The 18,531-nt window shown below is 38.7% G+C and carries 16 protein-coding genes and 2 pseudogenes; 9 read left to right on the top strand and 9 right to left on the bottom strand.

All coding sequences use genetic code 11. From position 1 onward, the window contains the following. Nucleotides 1–176: 176 nt before the first annotated feature. Nucleotides 177–347: pseudogene (locus tag AC2VOY_RS16165) on the bottom strand (XRE family transcriptional regulator); the annotation flags it as partial. A gap of 367 nt (nucleotides 348–714) precedes the next feature. Then, a complete protein-coding gene (locus tag AC2VOY_RS16160; protein WP_491834256.1) occupies nucleotides 715–1,332 on the bottom strand; it encodes a nitroreductase family protein in 618 nt (205 codons plus the stop codon). A 462-nt stretch (nucleotides 1,333–1,794) separates the two neighbouring features. Between AC2VOY_RS16160 and AC2VOY_RS16155 the strand changes: the two genes are divergently transcribed. Then, nucleotides 1,795–3,336: an arylsulfatase gene (locus AC2VOY_RS16155; protein ID WP_491834178.1), complete on the top strand. Its 1,542-nt coding sequence runs from the start codon at nucleotides 1,795–1,797 to the stop codon at nucleotides 3,334–3,336. Between the two features lie 473 nt (nucleotides 3,337–3,809). Here AC2VOY_RS16155 and tnpB read toward each other — a convergent pair whose 3' ends face one another. After that, nucleotides 3,810–3,986, bottom strand: a complete 177-nt coding sequence (tnpB, locus tag AC2VOY_RS16150) for an IS66 family insertion sequence element accessory protein TnpB (RefSeq protein WP_491834254.1) — start codon at nucleotides 3,984–3,986, stop codon at nucleotides 3,810–3,812. Between the two features lie 234 nt (nucleotides 3,987–4,220). On the opposite strand from tnpB, the pseudogene AC2VOY_RS16145 reads away from it, so the two are divergent. Continuing rightward, nucleotides 4,221–4,410, top strand: a pseudogene (locus AC2VOY_RS16145) (transposase); the annotation flags it as partial. A 111-nt stretch (nucleotides 4,411–4,521) separates the two neighbouring features. Here the strand turns inward: AC2VOY_RS16145 and AC2VOY_RS16140 are convergent. Further along, complete coding sequence (locus AC2VOY_RS16140) at nucleotides 4,522–5,583, bottom strand: helicase RepA family protein (RefSeq protein WP_491834177.1); 1,062 nt, start codon at nucleotides 5,581–5,583, stop codon at nucleotides 4,522–4,524. A gap of 953 nt (nucleotides 5,584–6,536) precedes the next feature. Here AC2VOY_RS16140 and AC2VOY_RS16135 point away from each other — a divergent pair. Both AC2VOY_RS16135 and AC2VOY_RS16130 read left to right on the top strand, forming a co-directional pair. Beyond that, a complete protein-coding gene (locus tag AC2VOY_RS16135; RefSeq protein WP_491834176.1) occupies nucleotides 6,537–7,211 on the top strand; it encodes a response regulator transcription factor in 675 nt (224 codons plus the stop codon). Then, entirely contained in the window at nucleotides 7,186–8,472 is a 1,287-nt protein-coding gene (locus tag AC2VOY_RS16130; RefSeq protein ID WP_491834175.1) for a sensor histidine kinase, read from the top strand. The genes AC2VOY_RS16135 and AC2VOY_RS16130 overlap by 26 nt, the downstream gene beginning before the upstream one ends. Here AC2VOY_RS16130 and AC2VOY_RS16125 read toward each other — a convergent pair. Beyond that, nucleotides 8,416–8,736: an IS200/IS605 family transposase gene (locus tag AC2VOY_RS16125; protein WP_491834174.1), complete on the bottom strand. Its 321-nt coding sequence runs from the start codon at nucleotides 8,734–8,736 to the stop codon at nucleotides 8,416–8,418. The genes AC2VOY_RS16130 and AC2VOY_RS16125 overlap by 57 nt on opposite strands. 271 nt (nucleotides 8,737–9,007) lie before the next feature. Between AC2VOY_RS16125 and AC2VOY_RS16120 the strand changes: the two genes are divergently transcribed. From AC2VOY_RS16120 to AC2VOY_RS16100, 5 genes are all read left to right on the top strand, one after another. Then, nucleotides 9,008–10,600 (top strand): phosphoethanolamine transferase, encoded by a 1,593-nt coding sequence (locus tag AC2VOY_RS16120; protein WP_491834252.1) that lies wholly within the window; start codon nucleotides 9,008–9,010, stop codon nucleotides 10,598–10,600. A 23-nt stretch (nucleotides 10,601–10,623) separates the two neighbouring features. Next, nucleotides 10,624–11,022: a diacylglycerol kinase gene (locus AC2VOY_RS16115; RefSeq protein ID WP_491834173.1), complete on the top strand. Its 399-nt coding sequence runs from the start codon at nucleotides 10,624–10,626 to the stop codon at nucleotides 11,020–11,022. Between the two features lie 175 nt (nucleotides 11,023–11,197). Further along, nucleotides 11,198–11,581 carry a hypothetical protein gene (locus AC2VOY_RS16110; protein WP_491834172.1) on the top strand — a complete coding sequence of 128 codons (384 nt, stop codon included), beginning with the start codon at nucleotides 11,198–11,200 and terminating at the stop codon, nucleotides 11,579–11,581. A 10-nt stretch (nucleotides 11,582–11,591) separates the two neighbouring features. After that, the gene (locus AC2VOY_RS16105) at nucleotides 11,592–11,897 is read left to right on the top strand and encodes a hypothetical protein (RefSeq protein ID WP_491834171.1); all 306 of its coding nucleotides are present in this window, start codon (nucleotides 11,592–11,594) and stop codon (nucleotides 11,895–11,897) included. A 636-nt stretch (nucleotides 11,898–12,533) separates the two neighbouring features. Beyond that, nucleotides 12,534–15,842 (top strand): autotransporter outer membrane beta-barrel domain-containing protein, encoded by a 3,309-nt coding sequence (locus AC2VOY_RS16100; RefSeq protein ID WP_491834170.1) that lies wholly within the window; start codon nucleotides 12,534–12,536, stop codon nucleotides 15,840–15,842. Between the two features lie 252 nt (nucleotides 15,843–16,094). Here AC2VOY_RS16100 and AC2VOY_RS16095 read toward each other — a convergent pair whose 3' ends face one another. From AC2VOY_RS16095 to AC2VOY_RS16080, 4 genes are all read right to left on the bottom strand, one after another. Further along, nucleotides 16,095–16,322: a DsbA family protein gene (locus AC2VOY_RS16095; protein WP_491834169.1), complete on the bottom strand. Its 228-nt coding sequence runs from the start codon at nucleotides 16,320–16,322 to the stop codon at nucleotides 16,095–16,097. A 34-nt stretch (nucleotides 16,323–16,356) separates the two neighbouring features. Beyond that, a complete protein-coding gene (locus tag AC2VOY_RS16090; protein WP_491834250.1) occupies nucleotides 16,357–16,509 on the bottom strand; it encodes a hypothetical protein in 153 nt (50 codons plus the stop codon). 281 nt (nucleotides 16,510–16,790) lie between these two features. Then, nucleotides 16,791–17,102, bottom strand: coding sequence for a hypothetical protein (locus AC2VOY_RS16085; RefSeq protein ID WP_491834168.1), 312 nt, complete (start codon nucleotides 17,100–17,102; stop codon nucleotides 16,791–16,793). 12 nt (nucleotides 17,103–17,114) lie between these two features. Next, nucleotides 17,115–18,167, bottom strand: a complete 1,053-nt coding sequence (locus AC2VOY_RS16080; protein ID WP_491834167.1) for a tyrosine-type recombinase/integrase — start codon at nucleotides 18,165–18,167, stop codon at nucleotides 17,115–17,117. Between the last annotated feature and the right edge of the window lie 364 nt (nucleotides 18,168–18,531).

The following is an 18,531-nucleotide window of genomic DNA, read 5'->3' as shown; positions in this document are numbered from 1 at the left end:
ACTTTTGCGCGCAGAAAAGTGAGGAATTTTACATTTTTATGCGCATAAAAGTGTAAGCTAGTTCTGGCTGAGTATAAATCAGCCCCTTAATAGCTATCTTTCTTCTTTGAAGCTGGCATTGTTTGCCAAGTTTTAGCGATGTGGACATGAGCAAATGCTATAAGAATATGACGCCCTTATTTTTTATTTAGCAATTGGATGTCTTGCAGCTTTCTTCCCAGCTCGTCATCACGGGCGATCTTGGTTAGGTCTTCTAACAAGCCGAGGACTGCTAAAACCTTAACGTAGTGACCAAGTGAAACGGAAGGATCACCTTTTGATATTTTACGCAGTGTTGGCTTAGAGATACACTCGACATATCAACTCTTAATCCAAACGACTCACCAAAACCGAGTTTTGAGAAGGAAGCTTCAAAGTCGTAAGGAATCCCTTGGGCTTTTGGGGCAGTTTGGGCAACGCCTTAATTCACGCTACTTAGCAACACTCTAGCCCTGCCCACAGGGTATTTATGACTTGGGGCATTATGTAAATTCTGGGGCAGCTCGCTACCTGCACACTCAGAAAGCTGCACGATCTGGGCATTTATCTGCCTACTGCGTCCGTTTAGTACTGGCAAACTCCAAACTGAACTTAACAGATCAGTGAGGAAGCAAACGATGAACCCAACGACTGGTAAGGCCTGAGACAAGTAGACAAAGTTAGTTACAGTCTCGACTATCCAAATACTTTTAATCGCTTTTCAATAGGTTCAAATGTTTTTTCACCAGTGGGAGCATCAATACCACCAAAGACCATCTGAGCAATTAACTTCCAATTTTTATCTATGCTCCATTCATTTGCAACTTTTTCATCAATTACAGGGTTATAGTGTTGTAGGTTTGCCCCCACATTGATACTAGCTAGTGCAGTCCAAATTGAATATTGATGTATGCCACTGCTATGATCTGACCACTGTGGAAATTTATCAGCGTAAAGCGAACATTGTTCTTGTAGGTTCTTAATTACAGCTTCATCTTCATAAAATAAGATAGTACCAGCACCTGCTTTGAAGCCATCAATTTTTTGCTTGGTAGGGATAAATCTTTCATTATCATTTACGATACTACGAAGGACATCTTCGGTAATTTGCCAGAGTTTATCATGCTCTTCTCCAAATAATATAATGACACGAGATGATTGTGAATTAAAAGAAGAGGGCGTATGCAAAACAGCATGCTGTACAATTCCTTCAATTCCTTCAATTCCTTCTTTTGAGACGTATAGATTTTTATTTAAGCCGTAAATAGAGCGACGAGTTTCTGCTAATCTTTGAAGTGTATTTAGATTTGACATCATATTGCCTCCTTCGTTTATCAAGATTTGATTACATACATGTATCTTTAATTCATTGAGACCTATTTTAAAGCATTGTACTTGGTTGAAAATTAGTAAGATACGAATCAATAGTTCTTTTAAATAGAATGAAAGAGGTAGTATTAATACCGGTATAATATAAACTCCTAGTGGCTTGGCATTGATGCCGGGAGTGGCGTTAAGTCACTTGCAGAAGAAGATATCAGTTAATAGTTCTAATTTGATCAACAACGCCCTCTGTAATCACTCTCACATCTTAATTCAGACATAGAAGTGCTGCTACCTTGGAATTATGAACTCTCGGTGATCTGATCTTTCTGCCGTAGGATTGTGGAACGTTTATGTATATACTTGTTATGCAACTGAGAAGTCATTTCTTAGTTGATTATATGTTTAGGGGGGGACCTCTAATTTTTATGGATAAATCATTCAGGAGGATTTATGAATCCTATTTTTAAGAAAACACTCACTTTAGGAGCCGCTCTGACTTCTTTTAGTGCTTTCGCTGCTGATAAACCAAATATTTTGGTTATTTTTGGTGACGATATTGGTCAAACAAACGTTTCAGCTTACACCAAGGGACTTGTTGGTTACCAAACCCCTAATATTGATCAGATTGCTAAAGAAGGTGTTATTTTCACCGATTACTACGCAGAGCAAAGCTGTACTGCGGGTCGTTCAACATTTATCACAGGTCAAAGTTCACTACGTACAGGCCTTGCGAAAGTGGGTCTACCTGGCGCAGATGTAGGCCTTCAAGATCGTGATGTCACCACAGCGCAACTGCTTAAAGAGCTAGGCTACGCAACCGGCCAATTTGGTAAAAACCACTTGGGCGATCGTGATGAATTCTTGCCAACAAACCATGGTTTTGACGAATTTTTCGGCAACCTTTATCACTTGAATGCGGAAGAAGAGCCAGAGAACCGTAACTACCCACAAGATCCTGAGTTTAGAAAACAATATGGTCCACGTGGCGTTATCCACTCTTATGCTGATGGCAAAGTTGAAGATACCGGTCCACTAACGCGTAAGCGTATGGAAACGATTGATGAAGAAACTGTTTCTGCAGCGATGGATTTCATGGAGCGCCAAGTGAAAGCTGAGAAGCCTTTCTTCGTTTGGTGGAATGCAACGCGTATGCACTTCCGTACTCACGTAAAAGAAGAGCATCGTGATAAGCCGGGTCTAAATGCACGTACTGAATATGCTGATGGCATGATCGAGCATGATAACCAAGTAGGTCAAATCTTAACAAAACTTGATGATCTAGGCGTAAAAGACAATACAATCGTTCTTTATACGACTGATAACGGTCCACACAAAAACTCTTGGCCGGATGCGGGTCTAAGTCCGTTCCGTAGCGAAAAAGTAACCAACTGGGAAGGTGCTTACCGTGTCCCTGCAATGATTCGCTGGCCGGGTCATATCCAAGAAGGTACGGTTGCTAACGGTATCGTGAGTGGTCTTGACTGGTTACCTACGCTACTTGCAGCAGCAGGCGAGCCAACAGTGAAAGAAGACTTGCTAAAAGGTAAACAAGTTGGCGATAAAACTTTCAAAGTTCACTTAGATGGTTATAACCAACTTCCTTACCTAACAGGCGAAGTAAAAGAGTCGCCACGTAAAGAATTCTTCTACTTTAACGATGATGGTCAATTGGTTGCACTACGTTATGAAAGCTGGAAAGTTGTTTTCATGGAGCAACGTGCACAAGGTACGCTACAAGTATGGGCAGACCCATTCACACCGCTACGTACGCCTAAACTATTTAACCTACGTTCAGACCCATATGAGCAAGCTGATATCACATCAAACACGTATTGGGACTGGGTACTCGAACATGTTTATCTATATGTTCCAGCACAAGCGTATGTGGGCAAATTCCTTCAGTCATTTGAAGAATTCCCACCAAGCCAAACACCAGCATCATTTAACTTAGATACTGTGATGGAGAAACTGAAAGAAGTACCAAATAAATAAGAATATTTGAGTATAAACTTTAGTTAATCTATTTAAAGCCAACAATTGATGATTTGACTGTTGGCTTTTAAGCAAAAAGTACCGACTCTTTGCTTAATCTTTGTAAATGTGTATTTTGCTGTCTCAAAGTAACTATTCACCCATAACGCCTTGACAACAAAATTCAGTTCCTTCTCTATTTTGCCTGCCTTTTACGCATCCGTTAACTTTCATCTTAAATGAGCAAGGCAAACCACTTGAATTACATGCTCTAAGCAGTCATAAGCGGCATAAACAGTAACCACATTATATGTGCCCTTGACAATTTTTCGCTTTGGGACGGAAAACGTTTCGATTTATTTAAGTTGAGTTGCTCAATGAGTAATTGCATTTTGTTTTTTAACTCTGCAACTTCCTCGGCTTGAGTATCGACCGTCTTTTTTTGACAGCTAAAAAGGATCGTTCAAGTTTAATATTAAGATCACTATCACCGATCACACTTCCAGGTCATAAAAGGGATGATGAGCAAGGTATAATCCAGATAATAACCAACTCAGCTGCTGTTTGCTAATGTGTATTGCACCTTGTTTATCGGGCTTTGGCCATTTGAAATGCCCTTTTTCCAACCGTCGATAGTACAACTGAAATCCGTTGGTATCATTGTAGTGCATCAATCTACGCTTGAATTTGGGACTTGGATAGATTGCAGGGTAATTCAATACGTAGGCCATTTTGTAAAGTAATGGTAACGGATTGATGACGGGAGTCATCAATCACAATAGTTTGGGCTATTTGTTTTCAGAGGATGTTTCGTTGATCCGCTTTGACCAATAATAAAATGTTTGATAGTTGATGACAAAATCTTACCGCTAGAACTAGATGGGATTTAGTGCGCGTTTACTGGATCATTGAATAGAGTTATCCGTCGAGCCTTAAAAAACGTAAGGTTTTTCCAAACGATGATTCAGTACGTAAAATGATCTATTTAGCGATACAAGAAGCCAGTAAGAAGTGGACAATGCCGATTCGAAACTTGCGTCAAGCAATGAGCAGATTCAAATTGAATTTGAAGACCGCTTAGAAAAGCACCTTTAATACATGAGGTAGTTACACAGAATATGTTACAGCCTCGTCTTCAATTTTATTAAATTATCCTAAGTGACAGGTGACGTACCTTAAAGGTACGTCACCTGTCACTTAGTTAGATTATTTGAATTTATCCGCGAGCATATTGCCTGACTCAGTTAAAATTACATTGTCATTAGTACTATTTATGGTTCCAGTTTTATTAATCGAGATATGTTTTTTGTTTACCAACTGCTCTAGGATTCGAGAGCATTTTTTTGTAATGCTATTATTAGTTATACCACTAGTAAACTTAAAGCATGAGGCTCTAATTTCACCTCTGGTTAATTTTTGATGACTTGATTCAAAAACAGCCTTTAAAACTGCTAATTCATCATTAGTTAGATTGTTTGATGGATTAGAGTTTGTTGATGAAACCGTTAATGAGTTAATAGGCTCTCCTTGACTAAAGCCTAATTCAACACTTTCAAAGACGAAAGAAACATTAGGCATAGGCTCAGATTCTTTTTGTTTCGTTGTTTTTAACGTGGTGACGTCATCTTTAGTTGATACTTGAAATTCAAAGTCACATGCACCTATCAATGCAGTACTACCACGAGAGCCTTTACCTTCGTCTTTACCACAGTGATGTATACATAGAATTGTAGCACCAGTTTGTTCGCGTAAAATATCGCAGCCATGGATAAAGCTTCCCATATCACTAGAGCTGTTTTCATTACCATCAAAGTTCCTAGCTAAAGTATCAAGTACGATTAATTCTACTTTTAAATTCTTTTTTTCTTGTATCTCATTAATCGCATGGATTAGTTTATAACGCTCGTCAGAGTCTGACATAATTATACTTTGGCCAAGTACAAAAATATTATCAACAGTTTCATTATTTTTATTCTCCCAAGCTTTAATTCTTTGGTGAATACCAGTTTTACCTTCAGCTGCGATATAGACAACTGCACCTTGTTTAACTGAATGACCATGCCAGTTATTACCTGAAGCAATAGCACAACATATATCAATAGCTAAAAAGGATTTTCTAGCACCTGATTTTCCATACATTACTCCAAATGTTGAACTAGGAAAGAAATTTTTTATTAGCCATGGAGTGAAACTATCATAGCCATTAGAGCCACATGTAAATAATAATGAACCAAATTTTTCGTTAATTGTTTCTATATTTGTTTTCATGAAATCAAATTTATTTTTTAATTTTTTCTTACTTTTTAGTATGTTACTATCAATTTTATTGATTATTTCATTTAGCTCCCTTATAGAATACTGTAGTGAATACCTATCCAATGACTCGGATTTATGACGATGTTCGACAAGACACTCAATGTGCTCTCTTTGAACATTTAACTTTTTACATTTTATAGACTCGAATTTGTTATGTAATAGTTTTATGGATTGTGATTTATCAACATGATATTTATGTTTATAAATGTGAACGATGTCTCGTTTTAATTAGTTAACTCTTAGGTGGTAAGTATTCATCAGTGAACAAGAGTTCGAGAGAGTTTATGCCGAAAATTAGCACGAGCATTCGCATGATTGTTGCTCCCTTTTGCTTTGCTAGATAGTTGACGCTGTTTAGCTTTTGGGCTCTTCTTAGCACGTTTTACAACCCTCCAAACAAAGCTTATCGCACAAGTTTGCTACCATCTATACAGTTTTACCAACTCTTAACCGAAGCAGCGAATTATTATGCTAATTTGGTTAGAACGTAATTTGTTGCCCTATGTGACGGCTGTTGATCACGATCTCATTGAATAAAGCACTCTGGACATAGTCATGAACGAATATACAGAGTTAAAAATTAACAACCATTGGATCACTGAAGTTTGAAAACCACTTATCTTTTTTAAGTTCAGTTAATCGTATCGATACAGTGTTGTAGTTAATTTTTGTTTGCGCGTTATAGTCAGCATCGGAGCGCTAATGCAAGATAGAGTTGTAGATAAACCGCACAATCAAACAATTCGACTTGCTCGGTAAATACGATTTCTGTTAGCGCTCTTTTTCACCTTGATCGGTGAATGCTTTTTTGTGCAAGTAAATACTTAACCAATCGTAAGTGTTTCAATGCTTCGCATGGATTGCTTACCTCCTCGTCTTAAAGGACGCGGTTTCACGCAGAAATGATGAATAAAGTATTAATAGTGGAAGACAATAAGGAAGTTGCAGGGATTTTATTCGATTACTTTGAAAGCGTGGAGATTGATCTTGATTATGCTGACAATGGGGAGCTCGGTCTGAAACTCGCTTTAGAAGCAGAATTTGATGCTATCATCCTTGACCTGATGTTACCTCGCATGGATGGCCTCACGGTTTGCGAGAAACTTAGAGAAGCAGGGAAGGAAACGCCGATATTGATGTTAACCGCATTGGATAGTCGGGATGATATGCTAAATGGCTTCAATTATGGGGCTGATGATTACTTAACGAAACCTTTTGACCTTGATATTTTAGAAGCTCGTTTAAATGCATTGATAAAACGCTATAGACGAAACGTAACAAATACATCCTTGGAGTTTGGTAGCTTACGGATAGATCAAAAAACACATCAGGCTTATCGTGACGGGGTTAAACTCTTGTTAAACCCTACAACGTATTCAATTTTAGAACTACTTTGTCAACGCGCTCCTAACATTGTGACGCGTAATGAAATCATTAATATGCTTTGGCAAGGAGATGAACCGAGTAGCGACATATTGCGCAGCCATATCTATCATTTGCGTATCCAGTTAGATAAGCCATTTGTTTCAACTATGTTAATTACCGTACCCAAGGTTGGTTTTCGATTGGATAAAGCCTAATGAAACAATCAAATTTGACCAGCACCCGCTCTCTCACAAGCCAATTAGCGATATTTTTTACTATTTTATCGCTTGTTATGGGGTTAGTAAGCTACATGACTTTTTTGCTACCCTACAGTGGTATGAGGAGAAAGTAGGGAAACGCCGTATCGAAATAGATAAAAATGCAGCTATCCAGCGATTTCTTGATGGAGAAAATGGTGAAATATCTATAGACGTTCTTACACAGGCGTATAATGACATCAATTTAGTGCCATCAAAGTACCGTAAGCACTTTCAGGGAAAAGATACCTATGTAGGTGAAGTTGCGAACGGGTCGGAATCATTAATGCTTTACTTTGGATACTATACAAGCAATAAGGAAAGAAAGCCGATTGTATTGCTATCTGATATTAATCATATTGAATTTGGTCAATATGAGACAGTGTACGCTAGCTTTATGGTTATCTCTGGTATTGTCGTCTTATTACTGGTCTTCGCTCTATTTTTGAATCGTTTATCAAAACGCCTGATAACGCCTATTAACCATCTAATCGCGCAATTAACTGAGCATAGCGGCAATACTGCCCATGTATTTAATATCCCGTCAGGCGGAGCCAAGGAATTTCAGGTTCTAGCGGATCAGCTTAATCAATATCGTCACGATATCCATAGTTTGCTCAAGCGCGAACAAGCGTTTGCTCGCTATGCTAGCCATGAGCTGAGAACGCCTTTAACCATTATTAAAGGTGCCAGTAAATTGTTAGAACGAAAAGTGTGTGATGCCTTTCAACAGAGACAGGTTGTTCGTATAAATGAAGCTACTTTACAGATATCTACTATGGTTGATGCATTATTAGGACTTGTGCGCTATGAACGTAATGAAGATGAAACGATTGAAAGAAGGGTCAGCCAATACGAATTTGAGAACATTATTGAACTGAATAGCGCTCAAGCAAAAGACAAAAATATTGATATTGAACTGATTTTTATTCAGAGCCCATTGCTCAAAGCAACGCCACCAGTACTTAATATGGTGATAGGCAACTTATTGAGGAACGCAATTACTGCAAGCGAGGAGGGAAAAATAACCATAGAAGTATCAGCAGACTCATTAATCATACGAGATAACGGTTTGGGCTTGAGCCAAATTTCAAATCCGGATGGACATGGGTTAGGGTTATTAATCGTTGAAGATTTATGCCGTAGATATTATTGGAGATTCTCAATTAAGAACCGACCGACTGTTGGTTGTGAAGCTCGGATAAAACTCGCAAGATGAGACTTTAAGGGATAATGAATAGCCAAGATGTTTCGAATCTTGGCTTGGTCTACCCTGTTGTTGAATGTATTGTTTGAGTAGTGTTAGTGGTGCTCTGCCACATATCCCAGCAAAATCGCTTCGACTCCAAAGAATATTCTTACTAAATACCCCTGCTATATCATTAAAATCTCTGCGCATTCTGCGTGAGCTCGTTGTCTTAAGTGAATTAACTAGTTTAGCAACACTTGGGGTCTTGGGGGATGTTTCGATCAGCAGATGCACATGATCTGCCTCACCGTTGAACTCTGTTAGTTGCGCATCAAACCTTAAACATAACTACTTAAATGTGGCCAAATAATTTGACCACTACAGTCGTCGACAATTTTTTGACATAGTTATTGCGATACTACAGCCACCTAAGAATGATGAAGGTCGATTTTACGTTATTCACGCATTCTGAAATAAGCAAATTCCTATACCCATAAGAATATTACTAGGTGGATTATTGATAATGACAATAAAGGAGTTATCTGAACATCGTATTTCGATGCATATGACAACGCTCATTATATTGTGTGCCGTATATTTCGGTACGGTGATGAATTACCCCGTACTGAAATCCATCTTTACTTTGAGTTTGGACGTTCCCGATCCGATTTTCCCTTATACGGCCCCAATGTTACTCATTTGTGCATTCACTATTATTTTTTCAGGGTTTGCTTGGCCTTATATATTCAAGCCATTTATGATTTTTGTAACATTAACCTCGGCTGGCGTCTTGTACGCAGCGGTAAATTACCAAACAATGTTTGACTCCGCGATGATGGAGAGTGTGTTTGGAACAAATTCGTCTGAAATTTTATTTTACCTCAATTTTACGACAATCTTCTATTTATTCATTTTTGGTGTCTTGCCTTGTGCCTACATCGCTTTTGTTCGTATAAAACCGTATAGAAGTTGGCAGCATGCTGTTGTCTCTCGCGTAGGTATTGTATTGATAGCTACAGTGTGTCTTGGGGTTATAGTGATGACCTATTATAAGGATTATGTCTCTGTAGGACGAAACAATAGTTATTTGAAGAAAATGATTATTCCGGCGCATGTTTTCAATGGCGTAAAATATCTAAATAAAACCTATTTCGAAACTAAATTGGCTTATCAAACTTTAGGGACCGATGCAAAGGTGATTGACGTTGCAAATGGAAAACCAACATTGGTGGTCATCGTTTTGGGGGAGACAGCCCGAGCAATGAATCTCGCATATAACGGGTATGATCGAGAGACTAATCCATACACAAAGGACATGGGATTAATTTCTTTTCAGGACGTGTCATCATGCGGTACTTATACAGCTTTGTCTGTGCCATGTATGTTCTCCAATATGACGCGCAATGCTTATAGTAAAACCCGCTCAGCTGCTCAGGACAATGTACTCAATGTGCTTCAACATGCTGGCGTTGATGCCTTGTGGATTGATAATGACGGTGGCGATAAAGGGGTCGCGAAAAACCTCACATACATTTCCATCGATGCTTCGCTTAAAAATGACGACTGCAACGGCTCAACTTGTTTTGATATTGCAATGCTTCAAGACGCCAAGCAGTTTATCGATGATGGCTCACGTAATAAGCTGCTCATCCTACATACGATTGGTAGTCATGGTCCGACGTATTGGCAACGTTACCCAGATTCTCAAGCGCCATTCCAACCGGCTTGCAATCGCAGTGATATCGAGAATTGTGATGAAGAAGAAATAGTTAACGTTTACGATAATACGTTGGTATACACCGACTATGTGCTCGCACAAGTGATAAACGAACTAAAAGAAGTCTCGCATGATTATAACGTCATGATGACTTATATTTCTGATCATGGTGAGTCACTAGGTGAAGGTGGATTTTATCTGCATGGTACGCCTTATTCAATCGCACCGAAAGAACAAACACAAGTACCATGGCTAGCATGGATACCCGAAGAATATGCGGAACAAAAAAAGTTAGATATTCAATGTATTCAAGACAAGGCTCAAAACCACACTTTGTCACATGATAACTTTTTTCACAGCCTGATCGGCTTGTATGGTGTACAAACAGAAGTTCAAGATTTAGAGCTGGATATCACGCACACCTGCCGATTAAATTCATAATTAATTTATAGGGTACAAATAAGATGTATGAAGAAGTAATCATCAAGCGCAAAGGTATTAAACGTATTCTTTATACTTTTGTGCATAGTTTTAATGGGTTTAAATGGTTGTGTAAAAATGAAGCAGCCTTCCAGCAAGAATTAATTCTTTTTATTCCATTATCTATATTTACATTTTGTTTGGATTTACCTGCTATTGATACCTTGTTGATTATGTTAGGCATGATCTCGGTGCTAGTTGCAGAAATGGTCAATACAGCAATTGAAGCTGTGGTTGATCGAATAGGGTTCGAATATCACCCTCTATCTGCCGTTGCCAAAAATATCGGTTCTGCTTTAGTACTATTAAGCATAGGTTGTTCTTTGGCGATTTGGGGAACAATTTTACTGGATAATATAACTTTTATTAAGAGGATGAATTAGTGGTCCATAACATATGGAGCAATACTGTTATTTTGAATGAAATATAAGTGCTTAAATTTAATTACTTTTTGTAAATATCATCAAGAATATTTGTTGATATTGAAACTTTTATTTTTAACTCAGGAAATGTTTGATGAAAGTATTGAAAGCATCATTTATAGGGCTGGGATTGGCGGTGACTAGCGGCTGTTCACAGCTTTATCATGTGCAACTAGGCGAGATAGATCAGAGTCAAGGTGAATTAGTACCGATTAGTATTAAGGTAAATGAACTAGGCTTTGATGCATCAACGACCACACAGCTTGGTTCGAGTATGGTGACGAATGATAAAGTTTCGGACAAGATGGAAATAGTTGCCGTTATACTCGCTTTAGCCAATATGGGACCAAGAACCGGTAACCCAGTCTACGACGATGACTATGCGGATAAAATATTAAAGCAAGTTAATGCGTTATGTCCAAGTCATAAACTCACAGGCTTAACTTCTGTTCGTGAATCAACATCATTTGGAACGATTAGTGGTGAGGTAATTCGAGTGGATGGTTTTTGTATTCAATAGGGAATAATTCATGTTTAAGAAAAGTCTTTTATTTGTAGGTATAGCAACACTACTTTCTGGTTGTGTCGGACTGAATACCGTATCAATGACTTCTGTTCCAGCGGAAAGAGATAAGAAGATAACAGCGTCTTCTTCTGATTGGAATTTTATTGGTATCAATTTTGATAATGATATTGTTGATGAAGCTGTATTAAATCTTAAACAGCAATGCCCAGGCGGAAAAATAGAAGGAGTGATGACAAAATATCAAACAACCTCTTATATTTTGTTTTTTAACCGTGAAATAATTACCACTGGCTACTGTAATAAGGGCTAATGATGAAAAAGCTAATTATTTTACTATCGTTTCTTTTAACGGCCTGTACTAGTAGTGTACACATGTCTCAAGTTAATAACGATCCGAACGTGGCAATAAAAAGTAATAACATGATTAATATTAAAACGTCGAAAAAGATTATTATGGGATTTGCGTTTGATACTAATTATGTTGATGACGCTTACGCACAAGTCATGAAAAAATGTAAAAAAGGCACTTCGATGATGAAGGTCGAATATAGCACAGATCATGGTTTTCTTTACTGGACTAATAACATTCGGATACAAGCACTTTGTGCTAAGTAAATTGAGGAGGAAGTTAACAATTTTCCTTAGCTCCTCGCCCGGTAAGGACGGGGAGACATGAGTTATATAGTTAGTGACTATGTTACCGCCTCGTTGGGCTGGCACCAAATATATATCGTTTAAATCCGCTTTCCGTACAAATTGCACTCATTCAATCTAATGTAAATACTGTGGCCAAGTCGTTTTGCTTATTACTAAGAATATTCAATTAGCTAATCGCTTGATAGAGGCCTATTTAAAAATTGGACGTAGAGCTGATTCTCTAAATCTCACATGAGTGAGCTTATATTGAATAGCGCAAAAAATGATTTTTTACTCAAGGATGGTTGATATGAAAAGGTCTCTGATGACGGCTGCATTAACTAGTTTATTAGTCAGTCATAACTTGTATGCAGAAGAAAGTTATTTGGTCTATAACCATCAAAACATTCCTGTATTTGAAGTGCGTTTCTTTAATGTTGGCGACGGTTTTTTTATGCAAAATTGGCCAACAGATTTAGAGTCAACTTGGGATCTGGATTCGCAACAGAAAGACAAAATACTCGATGCCATGCGCTACTTGGCTAGAGTTATCACTCCCATATCAGGGCAATTGCCTGCCATTATCAATGTTGGTACGTTTGACTTGAATAATGCTGCGGGAGCCAGTGATTTTGTAAGCGATGGTGTTACTAGTCTGACACAACTGCAAGGAGTTTTAAACGGCATTGATGTGGGAGAGTTGACCTTCGGCTCTCATGCCCAGTTCATTATAGGAAAAATGGATTTTGACGAGGTTCCCTATGTGCCAGCGCAATTACCACGCACAGGGTGGACAGATCTGGTCACCGTCGCTGTCCATGAAATGGCCCATGGCCTAGGAATATTAAATATTGTTAACGATTTGGAAGGCATTGGCACATACACACCAGTTTTCGATACTGAGCCTTTTGGTTCCTGGGTAGGTCATCTGAGAGACGATCACGGTAATCCAGCTCGACCCGGGCAAGTCATATTGTGTAATGGATGCAATAACCAATGGGATCCGCAAGGCTTTGATGTCCGACTCGATAAAGGTTATTTTACCGGTAAGTACGTCGATGAAGTGCTTGCTGGTGCCATGCCAGGTGTGCCCGTGAAAATGTTGGGAGAAGACGGCTCGGTCGATGAGGGTTATATGAACCATATCGAACTTAAGAACAGCATGATGAGCCACCAGAACTACCGTAATTACACAACTTTTATGGAAGCAGAGCTGGCGTTGCTGCAAGACATGGGATATCAGATTGATCGACGTAATTTTTTCGGTTTTTCGTTATATGGTGATGGACAAACACTTAATAATAGTAATGGATATTTTCTGCGTAATGAACAGGGGAACGACTATCTCACAGGGCAATATAATACTGCAATGCTAGGGCTTGGCCTTCATGTGTATGGCAGCAATAACCATATCTTTCAGCAAGCGGACATATTGACAAAAGGCGATGGCGGTGCAGGTGTTCGCATTGATGGGGAAAGTAACATCCTGAGTATAGAGCCTGGAACACGGATTTACGCCGATGGTTTGAATGGTCGTGGAGTTATGTTTGCTTACGGTAAACAGCATAACCTTATTCAACGTGGAGACGTTCAGGCATTAGGAGATAATGGCGTCGCTATCACATTTGATTTTGGCAGTAATTTCCTGGGTAACGAAGTGGAGTTTCGTGGATCTTGGCTCCGCATCGCCGACGGATATTACAAAGTATTATTACCTGAATTGCAGGGATCTCTAGTAGATAATGCAGACATAAGCGGACGGGTTGCAGGTAAAGGTGCTGCGATTTATATTTCGTCAAATGCATTAGTCGGTAATATAAATATATTAAATGGAGCCAGGCTGGAAGGTGATATATATTCGGAATACGCTGAGTGGGATGATGATTACCAACGGCGCTTGACGCAGCTTACTTTCGGCCGTAAATCTAATTCGAATGGTCAGGCGACGGATGATGCTGATTCTGATTTCAGCTTTACTTACCTTGGAAACATTGAAGGTATCAATAATCTGGCACTGGACGCGCGCGGAGGGGAAACATCGCTTAATGGCGACTTTCAGATTTACAGTATGGCTATCTCCCCTGATGCCGTACTATCTGGCAACGGCAGCTATATCTTGAATGAGGAAGGACAGTTTGTAAATAATGGGATTCTCGCCCCGGGGAATTCACTTGGGGGAATCAATATAACAGGTGCTTATCAACAGGCGGATACCGGACAGCTGCTGTTGGGAGTCGACGGGCGCGGTGGACATGATACTCTACGAGTGAACGGCCATGCACGATTCAACGGGCAATTAACGTTTGCGCCGCAGCCGGATTGGTATGCGGCAAACTGGCAGTTGGATTCGCAAGATTTTTTAAAAGTAGATTCGTATAGCGGCGAATTCAGTGCAGTGAACAGCTTACTCAACTCTCCTACGTTAGAACTGCAGGCAACGCCTCAAGGAGAAAATAGTTGGCAGCTCTCGATGTTGCGTGCTTCTAACGCGTATAGCCGATATGCGTTAGGCTATAATGGACGGCAGGTAGGGCAGGCGCTAGATAATATTGTGGTGGAAGCTAATGCGGATATACAACCATTGTACCGTGCTCTGGACTTTTCAGCCACTAATGGCGTGGGTATCAGTGATGCCTTGCAGCAACTTTCTGCGGAAGCTTACAGTGCCATGCTCGCGAGTTCTCTTCATCGTGAACAGCAGATAGCTCGGATCATCGGCGGGCCTAACACTATTGTTGCACCGAAACAATTGACAGAAGGCAAGTGGCGTGTCTTTGGCATACCGTTTAGTGGTGGATCCTCGCAGCAGCGGCAGAGTGGTAGTGTAGGATACGATGCTAACAGTTATGGCATAGTGTTTGGTACTGAAAGACAAAGCGACCAGGATCGTAACTGGATTTATGGTTTTCATGGTGCTGTCAGTAGTCAATCGGTGACGGTGAAATCATTAGAAGATGCGAATGGAGAAACCACAGCGTTCGATCTAGGTATTCATGCTCGTTACGGTGCAGAAAGGTTTGAAGGGATGTATTTATTTGGCAGTGGTCGATTTGGCATTGAAGACAGTAGGTTGGATAGAGATATTCATGTAGATACTTACAGAGTAAATCACCAAGCTTCTTGGACTGGATTGTCAGGCTCTATTGCGGCCGGCGGGGGCTATCGTTGGCCGCTGAATGATAATATTAACGTCGGACCTCTAACGCTATTAAATTACACTACATTATATCGTCCTAGTGTGAAGGAAAGTGGAAATGGTGGTAGCCGACTGATGCTAGTCTCGGAGACCTTCGATAGTCTGCGGTCGAGTATCGGGGTGAATAGTAACTGGAATTTACCGCTCGCTTCAGGGGCATTGCTCGCTGCTGAGCTGCAGCTTACCTGGGATCATGAACTACTTGATAATAATGTCGAACAACAAGCCTCTTTTGTCAACTATCGTAGTGAAGGATTTAGTTCCACAAATAAAGTGACTGGCCGTGACACAATGTCGGTTAAGGCTGGAATGAACTATAAAATAAACCCTGATATCGAATTGGCCTTTGGGATTGAAAGCGAATTGTTTCGTTCTGGCTATGACTCAATTTCAAGTGAATTTTCTGCTACCTGGCGTTTTTGATATCAGAGTTTGAGAGCATATTAATGTAGGGTCGATTGAATTCCCACATTAGCTTTTAAGGTTAGCACAAAGCAGAACGTTTTATCTTATCTTGTTACGCTGTCACAGATGATTTATATTCTAAACCTATACATTAATCATAACGCACTATAACTAATTATCTCTAAGTCAATATAGTCAAGTTTTAAGATGAAGCTCAACCAAGAAATATCAGCAATATACTTTAATAACTTTTGTTTTTTAATATGTCAGCTAAAACATAGCCGATATTTGTTGTGCTGTTATACCGCCATTAAAAACCTGACCGGCTGCAAACATTGTAGGTGTCCCTGTTATGTTAAGTCGCGCTCCTAGAGAACGAGTACGTTCTAGGTGTTCAGTAGCTTGATCAAGGTATTTATTTATATCATCGCGACTCACACCCAGACTTGTAACTGTTTGATCAACAAACTCACGTGTTATATGTTGAGCATTCAACATCGGAGTATATAGTTAATATATTGCTCAGATGTAATTAATCCCATAAGACCCGAGTAGGCTGATGTTGGTTGGTAAAAGTAGGATACTCTTTAACAACTACCTTTGCTTTAGGGTCACTACGGACAAATTCTTTTAAAATTGGAGACATACGTTTACAGAATCCGCAGTTATAATCAGCAAATTTAATGACAACATGCTTTCCATTTGGGTTACCATAAAATGGATCATTATTATCACTATATAATGCCGCTTGATAAGATTGAATAGCCTCTTTTTCAGCCTGCTCTTGTTCAAATTGATATTATCAATATGTTCGGCAGAAGATGAATCTATTCTATTACCTAATGTTGACTGAATTTTTATTGATAAATCGGAAATTTTTCATTTATCTCTGAGCTTTTATGCAATGAATAAGCAATTAAAAATTTACATTGAATCATAAAATACATCGAATCTATGTAACCATTTTTAGTGTAGTATACCTTCAGGCGTTGTAAAAATAATTTTATCTTCTAGATCAAGATCTTGATCATCAAAAGGTGAATAATCATTCTGGTATTTTTTTGTATTAATATCCATAATAAAATGATCTAATATTCCATCTGATTTCATCATTTGTATGATATTTTTAAATGACTCAGTGGATTCATTTTCTTCTAGAGTATACGACACCAATGTATTTTTTTTCGCCAATGAGATACCAATATTAATGTTATCTTCCTCACATATTTTGAAGAGTTCGTTTAAAGCATTTTGAAGTTTTTCATTATTTTTGATCATATAATCACCTCGTTAGTACTGTATGTCATTTACTATATCATGTTTCAAATCATAACCATGACCATAGCGATGCGCTGTTTCGATATTGGTCCAACGGCCAAGCTTTAAGATCTCTTGGATACTGTAATCATTCTCCCAATAATACTGACAAGCCCCCACTCGTGGTGAGTGCGTGGTAAAACAGGCATCATTAGGATGATAGTCTTCACAAATGACAAAAAGCCGCTTATAAATGTCTATAACTGAATTATAGGCAAGTTTTCGATTTGTGCGCATTAGCTTATTATATTTAGTTGCTGGTCGAAACAAAAACGTGTCAATATTTGTTAAATTTATTTGTGCTAACTCAGTGTATTTTTTTATTTTTTCTAATGTAGAGTCATTGATTGGTGCGTATTCTGGTTTACCTGATTTATTTGTTTTACTTGACGGTATTTTTAGTCGTTTTGTCTTAAAATTGATATGTCCAATTTTAATTTTGTGCATTTCTGAATAACGTAATAAGCAGCAATATGTTAGATTAACAAGAGCCACGTCACGTGCATCAACCACTCTATCTGAGTATTTAAAATGTTGATTTATCAATCGTAAATCTTTTAATGTTAATGGCGTTGCCTGCTTAATTTCAATGCCTTTTTCAACTTCTTCATGTGCATGTTTTTTCAATAAAGCAGTAATGGTTATATCGGAACAAGGCTTCTGATACCCAGCATGATAATGAATAAAGTTAATCGCCCACACATAACCTTTCATTGAATTACGATGTAGTTTGCCACCTTTAAATCTTAAAAAATTTAAAATAGTTTCATGGTCAGTAGGCAAATAACTAACATTATTTTCATTACAATACTTCGCAAATATAAACCAGCGATTCATCAGTTTTTCCCAAGATGATTGCGATAACCCTCCTTGAGTTTCTTTCAGTTCAGCTAAGAACTTTTTTGCCAAATGCGCAGCGATATCTTGATCTGAATCCGAAAGCGGCAGTTTAGTGAGCTCTCGCAGCTGATGAGGACGCAATTTATTGATTTTATCGTCAAATGTATGAATTAAATTTGTCGCCATAATTTACCGCCAATTTTTATTTCAAGAAACAGTTACAGTGTCACATACATTGATTTATCTTCTAACAAGAATGGTAACACCCTTTTAGATTTTTAAAAATAACTCTCAACCGTATGGAAGTCTAATTCTCTACGGTTGAGAAATTATATCATAATATAGCTAATGCAGCGATTTATCGATGAATTGATCATAAGATATTTAGTTACAGTGTCACGTTAAAGATAAGCGAGTTGAAATTAACTTTGAATCATGTCCAATAGAGCGACAAAAATAGCGATGCATCTAATTACTTTACAATTATAATCAAAGGGTCCATATAAATATCGCGGATAACCTCACCAGGGTGAGGAGGGTTGTGCATGCT

This window comes from Vibrio sp. KMM 9700 (genome assembly GCF_058545285.1).
This window is presented reverse-complemented; position numbering and strand designations above follow the sequence as displayed.